Below are 18,840 nucleotides of genomic sequence, written 5' to 3' on the forward strand. Positions count from 1 at the left end.
TTTAGTCAAATTCTAATTCTACCTGCTCACTACCCAGCAGAGTTCGAAGATCGTTCAGAAGGGGATCCACTGGCGTCACACGCCAAACAACACCAAATTTAAGCTTGGCTCTGGCATCATCCTTCTGGTAATACAGATGAACCGGGATCGTTCCTGAACGATGAGGTTCAAGAGTGCTACGAAGCCGGTTCAGCAATTGATCGTTAATTTGTTTATCTGACAGTGAAATTGCAAGTCCTCGAGCATATTTTTCCCTTGCTTCACTAATATCCATTAACTCACGCACTGTCATTTTATTACCACCATTGAAATCATCAAAGCTGACCTGACCGGTGGCTATCAGGATATTGTCTTTTTCCAACATATGTTGGTATTTATCGAGCGCATCTGAAAATAACATAATATCCAGACGACCGGAACGATCATCAAGCGTACAAATACCAATTCTATTTCCACGCTTGGTTGTAATCACTTTAGCTGAAAGTACTAAACCTACCACAGTTGTCACTTGACCACGAGGGGTGGGGTTCACATCTTTTAATCTAAGCCCGTTAGTATAACGCTCTATTTCGCTCAAGTATCGCGTTATTGGATGCCCTGTTAAATATAAACCAAGCGTCTCGCGTTCACCATCCAATACCACCTGCTCTGGCCAGTTAGGTACGCTTGCATATGAACTTTCAACTTGTTCGGGTGCTTCAGCTAAGACACCAAACATATCTGCTTGGCCTATTGCCTCTGCTTTAGCGTGTTGATCAGCCGCTTTTAACGCATCTTCAAGGGAAGACATCAATGCTGCACGGTGAGGGCCTAATCGGTCAAATGCCCCTGCCATGATAAGCTTTTCCATCACACGACGGTTAATTTTTTTTATATCAACTCGTGCACAGAGGTCAAAAATCTCTTTAAATATGCCGCCTTGTTGACGCGCTTCAACAATCGCTTCAATCGGGCCTTCACCGACCCCTTTAATTGCACCGATACCGTAAACTATCTCACCTTCATCATTCACATGGAAGTGATAAAGCCCACTATTGATATCTGGCGGCAATACTTTTAAGCCCATTCGCCAACATTCATCAACTAAACCGACCACTTTTTCGGTGTTATCCATATCTGCGGTCATGACTGCTGCCATAAATTCAGCGGGATAGTGGGCTTTGAGCCACAGTGTTTGGTATGAAACTAATGCATATGCTGCTGAGTGAGATTTGTTAAACCCATAACCGGCAAATTTCTCTACCAAGTCAAAGATTTTCATCGATAGTTCGCCATCAACCCCGTTTTTGATTGATCCCTCTTCAAAAACAGACCGTTGTTTGGCCATCTCTTCAGGTTTCTTTTTCCCCATCGCACGACGCAGCATATCTGCACCGCCAAGCGTGTATCCGGCTAAAACCTGAGCAATCTGCATAACCTGTTCTTGGTATAAAATAATGCCATATGTGGGCTCTAGAACAGGTTTTAATGATTCATGTTGCCATTGTACATCTGGGTACGATATTTCTTCACGACCATGCTTACGGTCAATAAAGTTATCTACCATGCCTGACTGCAGTGGCCCTGGACGGAACAATGCTACCAGTGCGATCATATCCTCGAAACAGTCGGGACGTAATCGCTTAATTAAGTCCTTCATTCCTCGTGATTCTAACTGGAATACTGCTGTGGTTTCTGAGCGCTGCAGCATATCAAAACTTTTTTGATCGTGTAGCGGAATAGCAGCAATATCAATCGGCTCTAAGTTTTTCTTAGCGCGACGCGCGTTGATCATTTCCAACGCCCAGTTAATAATCGTCAACGTCCGTAAGCCGAGGAAGTCAAACTTAACTAACCCCGCATACTCAACATCGTTTTTATCGAATTGTGTGACGGGGTTATTGCCTTCCGCATCACAATACAGTGGGGCAAAGTCCGTAATTTTAGTTGGAGCGATAACCACCCCACCCGCATGTTTACCTGCATTTCGTGTGACACCTTCGAGTTTACGCGCCATATCGATAAGCGCTTTAACCTCTTCATCAGCCTCATAAATTTCAGGGAGCTGAGGTTCTGCTTCGAACGCTTTTTCCAGTGTCATACCGGGATCTGGCGGCACTAATTTCGAAATTCTATCCACAAAACCATATGGGTGCCCGAGTACACGACCAACATCTCGGATCACCGCTTTTGCCGCCATCGTACCAAAGGTAATGATTTGAGAAACTGCCTCACGGCCATACATTTGAGCCACGTGATCAATCACTTGGTCTCGTTTTTCCATGCAGAAATCGACGTCAAAGTCAGGCATGGAAACACGCTCAGGATTCAAGAAACGCTCAAACAGTAAATCAAATTCCAGTGGGTCAAGGTCGGTAATTTTTAATGCATAAGCAACAAGGGAACCCGCCCCGGAGCCTCGACCTGGCCCAACGGGTACGCCATTATCCTTCGACCATTGGATAAACTCCATAACGATCAAGAAGTAGCCGGGGAAACCCATTTGGTTGATTACGTTGAGTTCGATCTCTAAACGTTCATCGTACTCAGGACGTTTTTCTGCCCTGACTTTTTCATCAGGAAACAGAAATTCTAAACGCTCTTCGAGCCCTTCTTTAGAGCGCATAACTAAAAAGTCTTCTGTTTTCATATCCCCTGTCGGGAATTGAGGTAAGAAGTATTCACCTAAACGGATCGTCACATTACAACGCTTAGCAATTTCTACACTGTTTTCTAGCGCTTCAGGGATGTCAGCAAACAGCTCACACATCTCTTCTTCGGAACGTAAATATTGCTGAGGGCTATAATTTTTAGGCCTTTTGGGATCGGCTAATGTAAAACCATCATGAATAGCAACACGTATTTCATGAGCGTCAAAATCACTACTTTCAATGAAACAAACATCATTCGTTGCAACGACAGGTAGGCCTTTTTTAGTCGCTAACTCGACAGCCGCATGTAGATAACTTTCTTCATCAGGCCGCCCTGTTCTAACCAATTCTAAATAGTAGCTATCTGGAAAATGGGTTTCATAGAATGCAAGGCACTCATCCACTAAGGCTTGATTTCCCCTTAATAGAAATTGCCCGACATCCCCTTTACGACCACCAGACAGTAGAATCAAGCCGTCTTTATGCTTGGCTAACCATTCACGTTTTATGGTTGGCCCAACTGCACCATAACCTTTTTGATATGCTTCAGAAATCAGTAGGGTAAGGTTTTGATAACCTTCATTATTACGTGCCAAAACAGTTAAGTGAGATATTTCATCACCTAATAATTCACTTTCCACATAAAAATCAGCACCAATAATTGGCTTGATCCCCGCCCCATGCGCTGCACCATAAAACCGGACTAACCCACAAAGGTTAGTAAAATCGGTGATCGCAAATGCAGGCATGCCCATCGAAGCCACTTTTTTAACCAGTGGCCCCGTTTTGGCTAGCCCATCAATCATGGAATAGTCACTGTGGACGCGTAAATGAATAAAACGAGGTGATGCCATCGACCTAATACCTACTTATTGCTGTCTAAAGCTTTTCTCACAGGAGCAAAGCTTTTACGATGGAATTCAGTTGCGCCATGCTGCGCCAATTTTTCTAAATGATAAGCCGTTGGGTAGCCTTTATGCTTCGCAAAGCCATACTCAGGGAAAGCTTTGTCTAACTCGACCATTTCCCTATCTCTAATCACTTTAGCTAAAATGGATGCTGCGCTAATTTCTTGTACTAGACTGTCGCCTTTAATTACTGCCTGTGAAGGCATTGGTAACTCAGGGCAACGGTTGCCATCAATGAGAACATACTCAGGAACAATGGATAAACCCGCAACAGCGCGCTGCATCGCTAACATGGTTGCGTGTAATATATTTATATTATCAATTTCTTCTGGCTCTGCGCGGCCAATGCACCAACACAGCGCTTTTTCCTGAATTTCATCAAATAATTTCTCACGTTTTTTTTCGGTGAGTTTTTTTGAGTCTGCCAGCCCTATAATTGGCTTATTGGGATCAAGGATCACCGCTGCCGTTACTACAGCTCCAACTAAGGGGCCTCGACCCACTTCATCAACACCAGCAATTAAATTTGCTTTTGGATAGATAAATTCCATTAATTTTTGACCATCTCTAATACTGCTTCAGCCGCTTGTTTATCTGCATCACAACAAATAAGCTGATGTAATTGTAAAAAAGTTTCTTTCAGGTTTTCAACCCGCTCGCCACCTTCTAGGAGTGGAAGCAACTGCTGTGCGAGTTTATCAGGCTGGCATTCCTCTTGTAGTAACTCTTTGACAATCTCTTTTCCTGCTAACAAATTAGGCAAAGAAACATATGGCGTTTTCACTAACCGTTTTGCTAACCAGAAGGTGAAAGGTTTCATACGATACCCCACTACCATTGGGCATTTTGTTAGCATACATTCAAGTGCTGCCGTTCCTGACGCTAATAAAGTCGCATCAGCTGCAATCATTGCATCACGAGCTTGTCCATCTAAAATATGAATTTGCAGTTCAGGCGTAGTATTTTGCTTTATCTCATCAAACTGCTGGCGGCGTTTTTCATTCACCAGCGGCACCACAATATGTAAATCTGGGATATTACGCTGTAATATTTTCGCTGTATTGAGAAAATCTGCGCTTAGCATTTCGACTTCTGAATGACGACTTCCCGGCAGTAAAGCTAAACATTTGACATGCTCAGGAATATTCAGCCGATGTCGAGCGGCTTGTTTATCAGGGTGTAATGGAATGGCATCGGCCATTGTGTGCCCGATAAAACGGCAAGGAACATTAAAACGATCGTAAAATGCTTTTTCAAAAGGTAAGAAAGCTAATACTAAATTCGTTGAACGACCAATTTTAAATACCCGCTTTTGGCGCCACGCCCAAACTGATGGGCTAACGTAATGAATAGTTTTGATACCTTTCGATTTTAAACGACCTTCTAAGGTAATATTAAAATCAGGGGCATCAATTCCAACAAAAACATCGGGTTGCAGTTCGGTAAAACGCTGGGTTAAATCCTTACGGATGGATAATAACCTAGGCAGGCGGCCAAGGACTTCAACAATGCCCATGACAGCAAGCTCTTCCATTTCATACCAAGCTTCGCAACCCTCGGCTTGCATTAAAGGGCCAGCGACACCAACAAAGCGAGCATCCGGTATTTGTTCTTTAAGTGCACGGATAAGCCCTGCACCGAGAATATCGCCAGATGTTTCTCCGGCAACAAGGCCAATAGTAAGTGGGCGGCTATTATTCACCAAAATTCGCTCCTTATTAAAGGCCTCGATTCATTAATACTAGATTAACGAATAATACCACGTTTAGACTGCGCTGAATCCTCTAAGAAATCACTAAACACTTTAACGTGTTCATTGGCTTTTGCCATTTCTGCGATCTCTTCACGGGCTTCTTCTAACGATTTGCCTGAACGATACAACACCTTGTATGCATTACGGATAGCATGTAGTGATTCTTTTTCAAAACCACGGCGTTTTAAACCTTCAAGATTTAAACCAAATGGTGTCGCGTGGTTACCTTGTGCAATGACATAAGGCGGCACGTCTTGTGCAACACCAGAACAACCACCGACCATGACATGAGCACCAATTTTGCAAAATTGGTGAACTGCGGTCATACCACCAATAATGGCATAATCACCCAATGTTACATGGCCACCTAGCGTACCGTTATTTGCAATAATACAACGGTTTCCAATGATACAATCATGGGCAATGTGCACATTCACCATCAGTAAATTGTCGTTGCCCACTTTTGTCAGGCCAACATCTTGAACGGTACCACGGTGAATAGTGACGCTTTCGCGAATACGGTTTCTATCCCCGATTTCAACTCGCGTTGGTTCACCTTGGTATTTAAGATCTTGGTTAATTTCACCGATGGAAGCGAACTGGAAAATCACATTGTCACGGCCTATTTTTGTATGACCATTAACGACAACATGAGATTTCAACTCAGTACCTTCGCCAATTTCGACATTCGCGCCAATATAGCAAAAAGGGCCAATTTGAACATTGGCACCGATGATAGCTCCATCTTCTACGATAGAAGATGGATGAATATAGGCTGTATTATCAATCATATCAGACCTCACGGCGACGGGCGCACATCATTTCTGCTTCGCAGGCCACTTCTCCATCAACTTTAGCAACACCTTTAAAACGTGCAACTCCGCGACGTTCTTTGATAAATTCAACTTCTAAGACCATTTGGTCCCCAGGCAGAACTGGACGTTTAAAACGCGCATTGTCTATCGCTGCAAAATAGTACAACTCACCAGGCTCTAATTTCCCAACGCTTTTAAACGCAAGGATCCCAGTTGCTTGTGCCATGGCTTCTAAAATTAATACGCCAGGAAAAATGGGTTTGCTTGGGAAGTGCCCTTGGAAAAATGGCTCGTTAAATGACACATTTTTCACTGCACGCAATGATTTGCCTTTTTCAAAATCTAATACACGGTCAACCAAAAGGAACGGGTAACGGTGTGGAAGCAGTTCTAAGATTTCTTCTATATTCAGAGTATGATTATCACTCATCGAAATACTCTTCCTGTCTATTAATACGGTTTAATTAATGAATCGGCCTGCTTTAACCTTAGATTAGGTTAACTGGCAGGCCGGAAAACGTAACTCAGATAACTATTTTAGCCTGAATTACAAAATGATTACTGATTTTTTTGATTTTGGCTATCTAATTCACGCTCGACATGTTTCAGGCGCTTATTCATCTCATTGATATTTAAGACTAAAGCAGCTGTTTTACGCCAAGATTTATTAGGCTGTAAAGGGATCCCCGAAGAATATACTCCCGGTTCAGTGATAGGTCTCATGACCATCCCCATTCCTGTTACTGTGACCTTATCGCAAATTTCCATATGGCCGTTGATGACACTAGCACCACCAATCATACAGTAGCGGCCGATTTTTAAACTACCCGCCATGATAACACCACCAGCAACCGCGGTATTATCACCAATTATGACATTATGTGCAATTTGGCACTGGTTATCGATAATAACCCCATTACCAATCACTGTGTTATCTAAAGCACCGCGGTCAATGGTCGTGCTCGCACCGATCTCAACACGATCGCCGATGATCACCGTGCCTAATTGAGGAATTTTGATCCAATTACCACGATCATTCGCATAGCCGAAACCATCAGAGCCAATTACTGTGCCAGATTGAACCAAACAGTGTTCGCCAATCTCAACATTGTGGTATACGCTGACATTCGCCCACAAACGGGTTCCTGTACCAATATGCGTATTTTTGCCCACAAAACAACCTGCGCCAATCACCACATTATCGCCAAGCTCAACACCACTTTCGATAACCGCATTTGCGCCAATTGCGACATTCTTACCAAGTTTTGCATCATCAGCAATGACCGCTGATGCATGGATATCTTCAGCCGGACTTGGCGTTGTATCCATAATTTGAGCCATTTTCGCATAAGCCAGATATGGGTTATCAACAACCAGTGCTGCGACTTTGCAGGCTTCGAGATCTTTTGCTGTGAGAACCACCGCTGCAGCTTGGCAATCAGCCAATTTATCGCTATAACGGCTATCAGATAGAAAAGTAATCTGTTGATTATTCGCTGAATGCATTGGAGCAATACCGGTGATGGTAATATCACCATCACCGTGTAATTGCGCATTCAACTGCTGAGCAAGGTCAGCCAATCGAATTGAAGACATCTATTATTTAACCTGTTTTTGAACCTGACTTGTAATGTCAACGCTATCTTTTGCATAAGCAACTGCATTTGCATCGATAACGACATCATAGCCTTCTTTAGCTGCAACAGACTTAATAGAGTTCTGAATACGAGTTAAAATTTTAGTACGCTCTTCACCTTGACGACGACGGTTGTCTTCTTCAAACTTTTGAGCTTTTTCAGCAAATTGATCACGTTTAGTCATGAGTTCAGATTCAAGCTTTTCGCGCTCACTTTGTTTCATTGTTGCACCATCACGGCGCAATTTTTCAACTCGAGTTTGCAAATCTTTTTCTAGATTTTGTAACTCAGTAGCACGACTTTTGAATTCACTTTCAAGCTGTTTAGCAACGGCTTCACGCGCAGGCATATTTTGGAAAATTTCACCAACATTGACGATAGCGATTTTCTCAGCATAAGCACCCGCAGACATTGCTAAAGCAATACTCACACCCGCTGCACACAACAATTTTTTCACACTAAACTCCTTAACCCATACGTATGGCTGGAAATTTTGGTTGCTCCCATGAAATCATGGGAGCCATCATAAGTAGAAACTGTAGTAGATTACCACGTTCTACCAATATTAAATTGGAACTGTTCTGATTTATCCCCTTCGTAGTCTTTAATTGGCTGCGCATAGGAGAAGACCAGTGGTCCAAGTGGGGACATCCATTGTAAAGCCACCCCCGCAGAAGCTCGAATGTTAGATGCCTTACCATAGTCAGGCATACCTGCACGCCAAGCTGCTGGAATACTATTCCAATTAGTGTCCCATACCGTACCCGCATCAACGAACAAAGATGTACGAACTGAGTTCGAATATTTTTCATCAATAAATGGAGTCGGAGTGATTAATTCAAATGATGCTGCGTACATCGCATTACCACCGACCGCATCACTTGATGGGCTTCCAGGCTCTGGACCATCTTTCCCATTTATTTTCTTCAGGTAAACCGCTTTTGGACCGATATTATTCGAACGGAAACCACGAATGGTGCTTGAACCACCCGCATAGAAGTTTTCATAGAATGGCATTTGCTTGCTACCAATACCGTCGCCATAACCTGCTTGTGCACGCCCCAGAACGACCCAACTTTCGTCTTCATCCAGTGGGTAATACTGTGCTGTATCAAAGCGCAGTTTATAGTATTCGTTATCAGAGCCAGGTATTGTCACTTTAGCCGATACGTTTGTTTTATTACCCGATGTCGGGAAGAAACCACGATTTAACGAGTTATAAGTCCAACCTAAGTTGAGCGTAAAGTCATCCGCATCAAAGCTTTCTTTATTGCGTCCATTTTCTGTAACTGGTGGATTTTTACCCATAGAATCAAGGTAATCCCACATAGCAGCTTGAGCACGCATATCTGAAAGTCGGTTATGAACATAACCCGCACCGACACGGAAAGAGTTATTTTCATTGAATGGGAAGCTTAAGAAACTGTCTAGGCCATACGTTTTGTTGTTATAGCCTGACAAGTCAGCATCTTTCGCACTAAAGTCGTTATAGAAAATACGACCGCCTAAGCTCACACCATTAACCGTGAAATACGGGTCAGTAAATGAGAATTCAACGTTAGTTGAGTAGTCATTTTTACTTGCGTTAATACCAACCGCATTACCAGTGCCCAGCCAGTTATCTTGTGTAACCCCAACTTGGAAACTTACACCACTTTCAGTACCAAAACCGATACCGAAGTTCATTGAACCTGTATTACGCTCTTTAACCTTGTAGATAACATCAACTTGGTCAGGGCTACCAGGAACACGTTGAGTTTCAACATCAACCGTTTCAAAGTAACCAGTACGATTCAAACGTTCTTTACCTAGCTCAACAAGGTCATTTCCGAGCCATGCACCTTCCATTTGACGCATTTCACGGCGTAAAACGGTATCTTTACTGGTGTCATTACCTTGGAAACGAATTTCACGTACATAGAAACGGTTACCTGCATCAATATTTAAATGCAATTTAACTGTTTTATCTGCATCGTTGATTTCAGGCTGTGTCATGACTCGAGGATACGCATAACCATAACGGCCAAACATATCTTTGATTTTGTTTTCCATGCTCGTCACTTGAGCACCGTTATATAACTCTCCCGGTGTGATAGTGATAAGCTCTTGGATCTCGGCTAAGTGTTCCGCAGTATTACCATTAACCTCGACGCCAGATATTTTATACTGGTCGCCTTCTGTGATGTTAATCGTAATATAAATGCCTTTTTTATCTGGGGTCAGACTGACTTGCGTGGAGTCAATATTAAAACGTGCATATCCACGATCAAGATAAAAACTGCGCAGCGTTTCTAAATCACCCGCCAGTTTTTGCTTCTGATATTTTTGGTCTGCAGCAAGGTTCCACCAAGGTACATCATCACGCAATTGCAGCTTATTAACTAATTCTGCTGTAGTGTAATTTTTATTACCCACAATATTAATTTGCTGAATTTGAGCTGAAACACCTTCAGAGAAAACAAATTTTAAATCCACACGGTTACGCGGCAAAGGTGTTACAACAGCTTTTACTGTTGCATTATATTTACCAACGCTATAGTAAAAGTCTTCTAAACCTTTTTCGATATTCGCAATTGTCGTGCGGTCAAGTGCCTCACCAACGCGGATATTCGAAGCTTCCAAGTTCTGCTTGAGCATATCATCTTTAACAGACTTATTACCTGTAAAGGTGATACTTGCAATCGTTGGCCGCTCTTTAACTTGAACGATCAGCGTGTTTCCATCACGCAGGACCCTAACATCTTCGAAGTTACCGGTTGAAAATAGGGAACGGATCGAACGGCTGATATCATCGTTATCAACTGAATCGCCAACCCTAACTGGCATGTTCAATAATGCTGCACCAACGGCGACGCGTTGTAGACCTTCGAAACGAATGTCTTTAACTACGAATCCGTCTGAACCGTATGCAGTGGCGCTGCCGAAAAGCAGCGACGCTATGAGCAACTTTTTCATCGCCATCGTTGTTATGCGTATTCCTTACTGGTCCCCAGCTTACAAAAATTAGAAGCGAGAGAAATCATTAAAAAGTGCAAGTCCCATTAACAGAATCAATGCCATTGCACCTATCCGAAAACTAAAGTCTTGTACTCGCTCAGACACCGGACTTCCTTTAATTTTTTCAATTAATAAGAAGAGCAAGTGCCCCCCATCTAAAACAGGCAATGGAAACAGATTGATGATACCTAAATTGACGCTAATAAGCGCAATAAACATCAAATAATATACCAAGCCTGATTCGGCGGATACCCCCGCGCCTTTAGCGATAGATATCGGACCGCTCAAGTTATTGAGTTTGACATCCCCAACAACCAGTTTACCCATCATATTGACCGTCAACTTCATTAACTGCCACGTCTTATCACTGGCTTGGTAAAACGCAGAAAATGGCCCATATTGTTGCACCATTTTATATTCATCTGCTAACGGTAACACTGAAAGTTCTACACCTGCAAACCCAATTTTCTCTCCACGCTGCCCATTTTGGCTATCAGGGGTCAGCGTGAGTGAAATCAATTGTTGCGACCGTTGTACTTCAAGTTTTAACGGAACGCCTGGGTTATTACGAATAATGCGCGTTACAGGGTTCCAAAGGCCTAATACTTCCCCGTTAACACTGACTATTCTGTCGCCTTTCTGTAAGCCTGCTCGTTCACCAGCTAACCCTTGCGTCACTTTTTGGATAACAGGGTCAATTCTTGCAGAAACGGGCATTATACCTACCGACAAAATTGGATCTTGTTTCTCAGGATCAAGCTGCCAAGTCGTTAAATCAACTGTTTTTGTAATCGGTTCATTATAACCATTTGGTAGTACTTGAGCTGTCAGCTCGCGGTCGCCTATTTTGCCGACCAATGCTAAGCGAACTGAATTCCAGTCAGGAGTTTCGATACCATCAATGGATTTTAGTTCCATTTTTGGTTCAAAATTTGCAGTTGCCGCAATAGAACCTGGTTTTACGTCTTCAATGATAGGTTTCACAGAAGGAATACCAATCATAAAGACTATCCAATAGACAACAATTGCTAATAAAAAGTTCGCAATTGGCCCCGCACTAATAATGGCCGCTCGTTGACCTACTGTTTTATTATTAAACGCTTGATGACGACGCTCAGGAGAAACGCTCCCCACTCGCTCGTCAAGCATTTTGACATAACCCCCTAGCGGGATCATCGCTAAAACAAATTCAGTGCCATGTTTATCGACTTTGCGCCATAACGTTTTGCCAAACCCAATAGAGAAGCGTTCAACATAGACACCACAGCGACGAGCAACCCAGTAGTGGCCGAACTCATGCACTGTAATTAACACGCCTATCGCGATAATAAATGCAACTAAACTCCAAATAAATCCCATGTATCTTCCTAAAGACCAAAACCGTTAAAAATTAACAAATTTAGCCCAGCAAAAACAGGAATCGCGGCTGTCAGGCTATCAATACGATCCAAAATACCGCCATGCCCTGGAATTAAGTGGCTACTATCTTTAATACCTGATTGGCGCTTAAACATACTTTCGGTTAAATCACCAAACACAGATACTACAACAACAATAATTGAAGTCACTAGCAAATAATCAGGCATCACTGGAATTGGCGCAAAGGCACTAAATAACCATGAAATAACCCCAGCAGTTATAAGGCCTCCAACTAAACCTTCCCATGTTTTACCGGGTGATACCTTAGGTGCCATTTTGTTGCGCCCAATAGTACGACCAAATGCATAAGCACCTGAATCCGCGCCCCAGACCAGCAACATGACATACAATAACCACCACGCACCGAAGAATGTATCACTTTGATAACCAACGGTTCTTAAAACCATCATTCCACAATAAAACGGGATAATCGTTAATACGCCAAATAACAATCGAATAATGACGGAGTTACCCCAAGCAGCAGATGCGGGATAGGTAACCACTAAAATAATGGCAATTCCCCACCAAATAAGACCTGCCCATAGGCCATATAGGATCATCGGTTCAGTGGAAAACTGATTTATGTCGGAAATAGAAAATTGCATTGCAAGTAATATAGCTGCAAATACAACCGCTAAGCCTATACGCTTAGCTTGTGAGTGCCAGCCGACAAATTGCGCCCATTCCCAAGCGCCTAAAGCACAAACCGCAATCACGACAAACCCAAAATTCGCTGGAGAAAGTAAAAACAGCGCTGCAATAACAATCGGTATTAAGACTATCGCAGTAAGCAAACGATATTTCAGCACATCTTTCCCCTATTCTTTGCCCAGTTCATCATCTGATTCAGCTCCACCATAACGGCGCTCACGCTGACTAAAAGCATCAACTGCACTTTGAAACACCATTTCATCAAAATCTGGCCACAAAACGTTGGTGAAATAAAATTCCGCATAGGCGACTTGCCATAATAGGAAGTTGCTAATACGGTGCTCCCCCCCCGTTCTTATGACTAAATCAACATTCTCTTGGTCATGCATACAAATATGGTTGTCGATACTTTCTTCATTGATGTCATCAATAGAAAGCTCACCACTTTGAACCTTTGCAAATACTTGTTTTACACTGTTACTAATATCCCAGCGGCCACCATAGTTCGCTGCAATATTCAGTTTTAATCCAGTATTGTTTTGCGTTAATGCTTCCGCCTTATCAATTCTTTTTCTGAGACGTTCACTAAAACGACTAACATCACCAATAATTTTCAGTTTCACATTGTTTTTATGTAAGTTTTTAACTTCATTATCAAGAGCAAAAACAAAGAGTTCCATTAGAGAACTGACTTCTTTCTCTGGCCTTCTCCAGTTTTCACTACTAAATGCATACAATGTCAGAGAACTAATTTTATTTTTTACCGCAAAGCGCACAGAATTACGGACAGATTCAACGCCTGCCTTATGACCTGTAATTCTGAGCTTCCCTCTTTGTTTAGCCCATCGGCCATTACCATCCATAATGATAGCAACATGCTTAGGTATCATTGAATCAGAGAGATTTTCACCACTAGAGTTCATTAAATATTAATCCTTGTGAGTACCACTTTGAGTAAACAGACCAATAATAACTACTATTATTGAGTTTGCTGATAAGACACATCCTTAAATCTCTAAGAGGTACTATGTTATTTTTCTTTTTTTTAACACGTCACATATTAAAGAGTTATTATGGCTGACAGCAACTAAATAAAACACATACCAGCTTTAAATTGTCTGAGCGATTATTTTTTCTGCATTTTTGCGCGCCCATCCGTCGATTTCTAAGACCTCTTCAATCGAAACTGGTTCAGAAAAAACTTGGTTTTCTAATACATTGTGGTTGATTTTTGCTATATCCGTAAAGCGTATTTTACCTTCAAGAAAAGCAGCAACGGTCATTTCATTCGCACCATTAAGTGCAGTTGTAGCGGCTTGCCCTTGATGACAGGCATCGATTGCGAGCTTCAAGCAAGGATAACGTTGATAGTCAGGCTGAACAAACGTTAATGATGAAAGAGTTGCAAAATCAAGCGGTTTCGCACCAGACATGATACGCTGGGGATAAGCCATACTGTATGAAATTGGTGTACGCATATCTGGCGTGCCCAACTGAGCTATCACGCTACCATCTTTATACCGAACCATGGAATGAATAACAGATTGAGGATGGATAATCACTTCCATTTGCTCAGCACTCGCATTAAAAAAGTAGCAAGCCTCAATATATTCTAGACCTTTGTTCATCATTGTCGCAGAATCTACTGATATTTTTCGTCCCATCGACCAATTTGGGTGGTTACACGCTTCATCAGGGGTCACATTATCAAAATGCGATAACGGTGTATCCCTAAATGGGCCACCTGAACCTGTTAATACGATGCTCGAAATACCCGAGGCAGACAAATCAGAGAAACCTAAATTTAATTGAATAATTTCAGGTAAACTTTGGAAGATAGCATTATGCTCACTATCAATAGGAAACACAGTTGCATTGTGCTTGCGAATCTCATTAAAGAATAAACGGCCACTAGTAATTAAAGACTCTTTATTCGCTAATAATATTCTTTTACCTTTGCGTATTGCCGCTAGAGTAGGAAGTAAACCGGCAACCCCGGTAATTGCTGACATCACTTGGTCTGCATCATCAAGACCAGCAAGGTCAATCGCAGCTTGTTTTCCTGACAAAACCTCAGTTTTGCAATTGTTCTCGGTCAAAATAGCTTTTAACGCTTTTGCTGATGATTCATCCGCCATTGAGACATATTTCGGATTAAACTCAAGGCACTGTTTCGCCATTTCAGTGACATTCTTTCCTGCCACTAAAGCGGTAATTTGAAATTTTTCGGGATTTTGGCGAACAACAGAAAGTGTATTGGTACCAATTGAACCTGTAGAACCCAGGATTGTCAGACGTTTCATAGTGATTGGTTGCTCTGTATTAATTCAATACTGAGATTATATCAGCTTAATGATTGGAAAGGATTTATTAATAGATATGAAAATAATAAAGCCACGCTAGCGCACACTTTTACAGTTGTTTGCTTTGGTGGCTTTATTATCATGATGGATTAAAACTCCATCAGCTCCGCTTCTTTTTGCGCTAATGACTCATCAACTTTTTTGATGAAGTTATCAGTCAGCTTTTGGATATCATCCTGTGAACGGCGCTCATCATCTTCACTGATTTCTTTATCTTTCAGTAAAGCTTTTACTTTATCGTTAGCATCACGGCGAACGTTACGAACAGCAATACGGCCTTGTTCTGCTTCACCACGAACCACTTTAATTAAGTCTTTACGACGCTCTTCCGTTAATGGAGGAAGTGGAACACGGATCACGGTACCCGCAGATGATGGGTTCAGACCTAAGTCAGACGCCATAATCGCTTTTTCAATCGCAGGTGACATACTGCGGTCAAATACAGAAATCGCTAATGTGCGTGAATCTTCAACAGTGACGTTTGCTAATTGGCGCAGAGGTGTTGCTGAACCGTAATATTCAACAGTAATACCATCTAACAGGCTTGGCGATGCACGGCCTGTACGAACTTTACTAATTTGGTTTTTGAATGCTTCAAGGCTCTTTTCCATACGGTCTTGAGCATCTTTTTGGATTTCATTAATCACGTTTTCAACCCTTAAGAACTGGTTATTAAAGGCCGCGATGCGACCTCGCTTAAATAGTCTGAATTTATATGCTAGATAATACATTTAAACTCAGGTCATGTCTCTGAGTATTAATTGTGAGAAATCAGAGTTCCTTCATTTTCACCCATAACCACGCGTCGTAAAGCGCCCGGTTTATTCATATTGAATACGCGGATCGGTAAGTTATGGTCACGTGCTAATGTGAACGCAGCTAAGTCCATCACTTTGAGTTCACGTTCTAAAACTTCTTGGTAACTCAGATTTTCATAAAGGACTGCATCAGGGTCTTTAGCCGGGTCTGCTGAATACACACCATCAACTTTTGTCGCCTTCAACACAACATCCGCTTCAATTTCAATGCCACGTAAGCATGCAGCGGAGTCTGTTGTAAAGAATGGATTGCCTGTTCCTGCAGAAAAAATAACAACACGGCCGTGACGTAACAAGCTAATGGCCTCTGCCCAGCTATAGTTATCACAGACACCGTTAAGTGGAATTGCAGACATCAGTCTTGCATTCACATAGGCGCGATGTAATGCATCACGCATCGCGAGTCCGTTCATCACAGTTGCTAGCATCCCCATGTGGTCTCCGACAACACGGTTCATTCCAGCTTGTGCCAAACCAGCACCACGAAACAGGTTACCACCGCCAATAACCACACCGACCTGTATACCCAGTTCTATGAGTTCTTTGATTTCCTGAGCCATACGATCTAAAACGCTAGCATCGATACCAAAACCTTCTGCGCCTTGTAAGGCTTCGCCACTTAATTTAAGCAGAATACGCTGATAAACGGGTTTTGCATTGGTTGCCATGGTGTTCTGTCCTAACAGATATTTATTGGGGTAACATACGTAGAATCACAGTTTTCTACATACCTAAATTTTTAAATAGACGTATATAAAACAGAGCCGCCAATTGGCGGCCCTTAGTTGATTACTTGCTCATTGCAGCAACTTCTGCTGCAAAGTCAGTTTCAACTTTCTCGATACCTTCACCTACTTCGAAACGAAGGAAACCAGAAACAGTAGCACCTTTCTCTTTCAGTAAGTCACCAACAGATTTGCTTGGGTCCATTACGAAAGGCTGGCCAGTCAGAGAGATTTCGCCAGTGAATTTGTTCATGCGACCGATAACCATTTTTTCTGCGATTTCGCGTGGTTTACCAGATTGCATAGCGATGTCTAACTGGATTTGATGCTCGTGAGCAACAACATCAGCAGGAACATCATCTGGAGTCACATATTCAGGTTTGCTTGCAGCGATGTGCATAGCAATGTGTTTCAGTAATTCTTCGTCAGCGCCTTCAGCCGCAACTAAAACACCAATACGAGCACCGTGCAGGTAGCTACCTACTTGTGCGCCTTCCAGAATAGCAACGCGACGAATATTGATGTTTTCACCAATTTTCGCAACTAATGTTGTACGAGCTTCTTCGAATTTTGCTTTCAGTGCATCGATGTCTGCATTTTTGTCAGCAACAACAGAAGCTAAAACTTCTTTACCGAATGCTAAGAAACCTGCGTCTTTAGCAACGAAGTCAGTTTCGCAGTTCAGCTCAACCAGAGCACCTGTTTTACCACCGTTGAAAACTTCAGTCAGGATAACACCTTCAGCTGCAACGCGACCTGCTTTTTTAGCCGCTTTTGCTTGACCTGATTTACGCATGTTATCAATCGCTAATTCGATGTCGCCATTAGCTTCAACAAGTGCTTTTTTACATTCCATCATACCTGCGCCAGTACGTTCGCGCAGTTCTTTTACCAATGCAGCGGTAATTCCAGACATGTGATTTATTCCTCGATATTCCCCGTGGGAATTTTCCCCACGTGGATAGTTCTGATTCATATATAAAAGGGGCCTAAATCAGGCCCCTTCTAACATATAGCAGTACCTGTATAGCAATACCTAAATAAGGGTTTAAACCTTATTATTCAGCTTCTACTAAGCTTTCTTCTGCTTGAACAGCCAGATCTTGTGAACGACCTTCACGAACGGTGCTTGCTACAGCGCCCAGATACAGTTTGATTGCACGGATTGCATCATCGTTACCAGGGATAATGAAGTCGATACCGTCTGGATCAGAGTTAGTATCAACAATAGCAAATACTGGGATACCCAAGTTGTTTGCTTCTTTAATAGCGATGTGTTCGTGGTCTGCATCGATAACGAACAGAGCGTCAGGTAAACCGCCCATATCTTTGATACCGCCTAAGCTGTTTTCTAACTTACCAAGTTCACGAGTACGCATCAGCGCTTCTTTCTTAGTCAGTTTGTCGAAAGTACCGTCTTGTGATTGAACTTCTAAATCTTTCAGACGTTTGATTGACTGACGAACGGTTTTCCAGTTAGTCAACATTCCGCCTAACCAACGGTGGTTAACGAAATACTGATCACAGCTGTTAGCAGCTTCTTGAACGGCTTCGCTTGCAGCACGTTTAGTACCGACAAACAGAATCTTGCCTTTACGAGAAGCAATTTTAGTCAACTCAGCCAGAGCTTCGTTGAACATTGGAACAGTTTTTTCCAGGTTGATGATATGAACTTTGTTACGCGCACCGAAAATGAAAGGTTTCATTTTTGGGTTCCAGTAACGAGTCTGGTGACCAAAGTGTACGCCTGCTTGTAACATATCGCGCATGGAAACAGTTGCCATTTAATACCTCTGTATTTAAGTAATTGGGGTTATGCCTCCACAAATCCCATGCTACCGACTCCAAAGCTGCGTTTAAACGCATAAGAGCACCCCGGTGCACGTGTCGATTTGTGTGTGTTATTACACAATTGAGTTTTAAGTTTCGCACATCCAAACTTTTCATTAGCCACTTCATATTGATGCCATAAAATGACATTTCGATGATGGTGATAAGAAATAATATGGATTGCCGGCGCGCTTTATACCATAAAACCAACTTAGAAGCCAACTTTTGTTGTTTTTTTCGCTCACAAAAATGGCAGTGAAGTTGATTTAATCGGAGCAATCGCGCTTTATAATT

16 protein-coding genes are annotated in these 18,840 nt (G+C 42.4%); all 16 read right to left on the reverse strand.

What is annotated here, in order from left to right:
* Nucleotide 1: 1 nt before the first annotated feature.
* Nucleotides 2–3,484 (reverse strand): DNA polymerase III subunit alpha, encoded by a 3,483-nt coding sequence (gene dnaE, locus PSF67_RS00095; protein WP_272676308.1) that lies wholly within the window; start codon nt 3,482–3,484, stop codon nt 2–4.
* A gap of 11 nt (nt 3,485–3,495) precedes the next feature.
* A complete protein-coding gene (gene rnhB, locus PSF67_RS00100) occupies nt 3,496–4,089 on the reverse strand; it encodes a ribonuclease HII (protein ID WP_102139927.1) in 594 nt (197 codons plus the stop codon).
* Nucleotides 4,089–5,243: a lipid-A-disaccharide synthase gene (gene lpxB / locus PSF67_RS00105; protein ID WP_272676310.1), complete on the reverse strand. Its 1,155-nt coding sequence runs from the start codon at nt 5,241–5,243 to the stop codon at nt 4,089–4,091. The genes rnhB and lpxB overlap by 1 nt, the downstream gene beginning before the upstream one ends.
* Before the next feature lie 41 nt (nt 5,244–5,284).
* Nucleotides 5,285–6,082 carry an acyl-ACP--UDP-N-acetylglucosamine O-acyltransferase gene (lpxA, locus tag PSF67_RS00110; RefSeq protein WP_102139929.1) on the reverse strand — a complete coding sequence of 266 codons (798 nt, stop codon included), beginning with the start codon at nt 6,080–6,082 and terminating at the stop codon, nt 5,285–5,287.
* 1 nt (nt 6,083) lies between these two features.
* On the reverse strand, nt 6,084–6,536 hold the full coding sequence (gene fabZ, locus PSF67_RS00115; RefSeq protein ID WP_004257450.1) for a 3-hydroxyacyl-ACP dehydratase FabZ: 453 nt from the start codon (nt 6,534–6,536) through the stop codon (nt 6,084–6,086).
* A 128-nt stretch (nt 6,537–6,664) separates the two neighbouring features.
* A complete protein-coding gene (gene lpxD, locus PSF67_RS00120; RefSeq protein ID WP_272676312.1) occupies nt 6,665–7,702 on the reverse strand; it encodes a UDP-3-O-(3-hydroxymyristoyl)glucosamine N-acyltransferase in 1,038 nt (345 codons plus the stop codon).
* Nucleotides 7,703–7,705: 3 nt separating this feature from the next.
* The gene (skp, locus tag PSF67_RS00125) at nt 7,706–8,200 is read right to left on the reverse strand and encodes a molecular chaperone Skp (RefSeq protein WP_004908780.1); all 495 of its coding nucleotides are present in this window, start codon (nt 8,198–8,200) and stop codon (nt 7,706–7,708) included.
* 89 nt (nt 8,201–8,289) lie between these two features.
* Nucleotides 8,290–10,704, reverse strand: coding sequence for an outer membrane protein assembly factor BamA (gene bamA, locus PSF67_RS00130; protein ID WP_272676314.1), 2,415 nt, complete (start codon nt 10,702–10,704; stop codon nt 8,290–8,292).
* A gap of 42 nt (nt 10,705–10,746) precedes the next feature.
* Nucleotides 10,747–12,099 carry a sigma E protease regulator RseP gene (rseP, locus tag PSF67_RS00135; protein ID WP_102139932.1) on the reverse strand — a complete coding sequence of 451 codons (1,353 nt, stop codon included), beginning with the start codon at nt 12,097–12,099 and terminating at the stop codon, nt 10,747–10,749.
* 8 nt (nt 12,100–12,107) lie between these two features.
* Nucleotides 12,108–12,968 carry a phosphatidate cytidylyltransferase gene (gene cdsA / locus PSF67_RS00140; protein WP_102139933.1) on the reverse strand — a complete coding sequence of 287 codons (861 nt, stop codon included), beginning with the start codon at nt 12,966–12,968 and terminating at the stop codon, nt 12,108–12,110.
* 9 nt (nt 12,969–12,977) lie between these two features.
* Nucleotides 12,978–13,733, reverse strand: a complete 756-nt coding sequence (uppS, locus tag PSF67_RS00145; protein ID WP_102139934.1) for a polyprenyl diphosphate synthase — start codon at nt 13,731–13,733, stop codon at nt 12,978–12,980.
* Between the two features lie 186 nt (nt 13,734–13,919).
* Complete coding sequence (gene ispC / locus PSF67_RS00150) at nt 13,920–15,113, reverse strand: 1-deoxy-D-xylulose-5-phosphate reductoisomerase (RefSeq protein ID WP_102139935.1); 1,194 nt, start codon at nt 15,111–15,113, stop codon at nt 13,920–13,922.
* Between the two features lie 149 nt (nt 15,114–15,262).
* Entirely contained in the window at nt 15,263–15,820 is a 558-nt protein-coding gene (frr, locus tag PSF67_RS00155; RefSeq protein ID WP_102139936.1) for a ribosome recycling factor, read from the reverse strand.
* A 110-nt stretch (nt 15,821–15,930) separates the two neighbouring features.
* A complete protein-coding gene (gene pyrH / locus PSF67_RS00160) occupies nt 15,931–16,659 on the reverse strand; it encodes a UMP kinase (RefSeq protein WP_004257499.1) in 729 nt (242 codons plus the stop codon).
* 121 nt (nt 16,660–16,780) lie between these two features.
* On the reverse strand, nt 16,781–17,632 hold the full coding sequence (tsf, locus tag PSF67_RS00165) for a translation elongation factor Ts (RefSeq protein ID WP_004908761.1): 852 nt from the start codon (nt 17,630–17,632) through the stop codon (nt 16,781–16,783).
* A 142-nt stretch (nt 17,633–17,774) separates the two neighbouring features.
* Nucleotides 17,775–18,500 carry a 30S ribosomal protein S2 gene (gene rpsB, locus PSF67_RS00170; protein ID WP_102139937.1) on the reverse strand — a complete coding sequence of 242 codons (726 nt, stop codon included), beginning with the start codon at nt 18,498–18,500 and terminating at the stop codon, nt 17,775–17,777.
* Nucleotides 18,501–18,840 lie beyond the last annotated feature (340 nt).

Origin of the sequence: Providencia sp. PROV076, from assembly GCF_028483405.1 — a bacterium.
Lineage (GTDB): Bacteria > Pseudomonadota > Gammaproteobacteria > Enterobacterales > Enterobacteriaceae > Providencia > Providencia huaxiensis.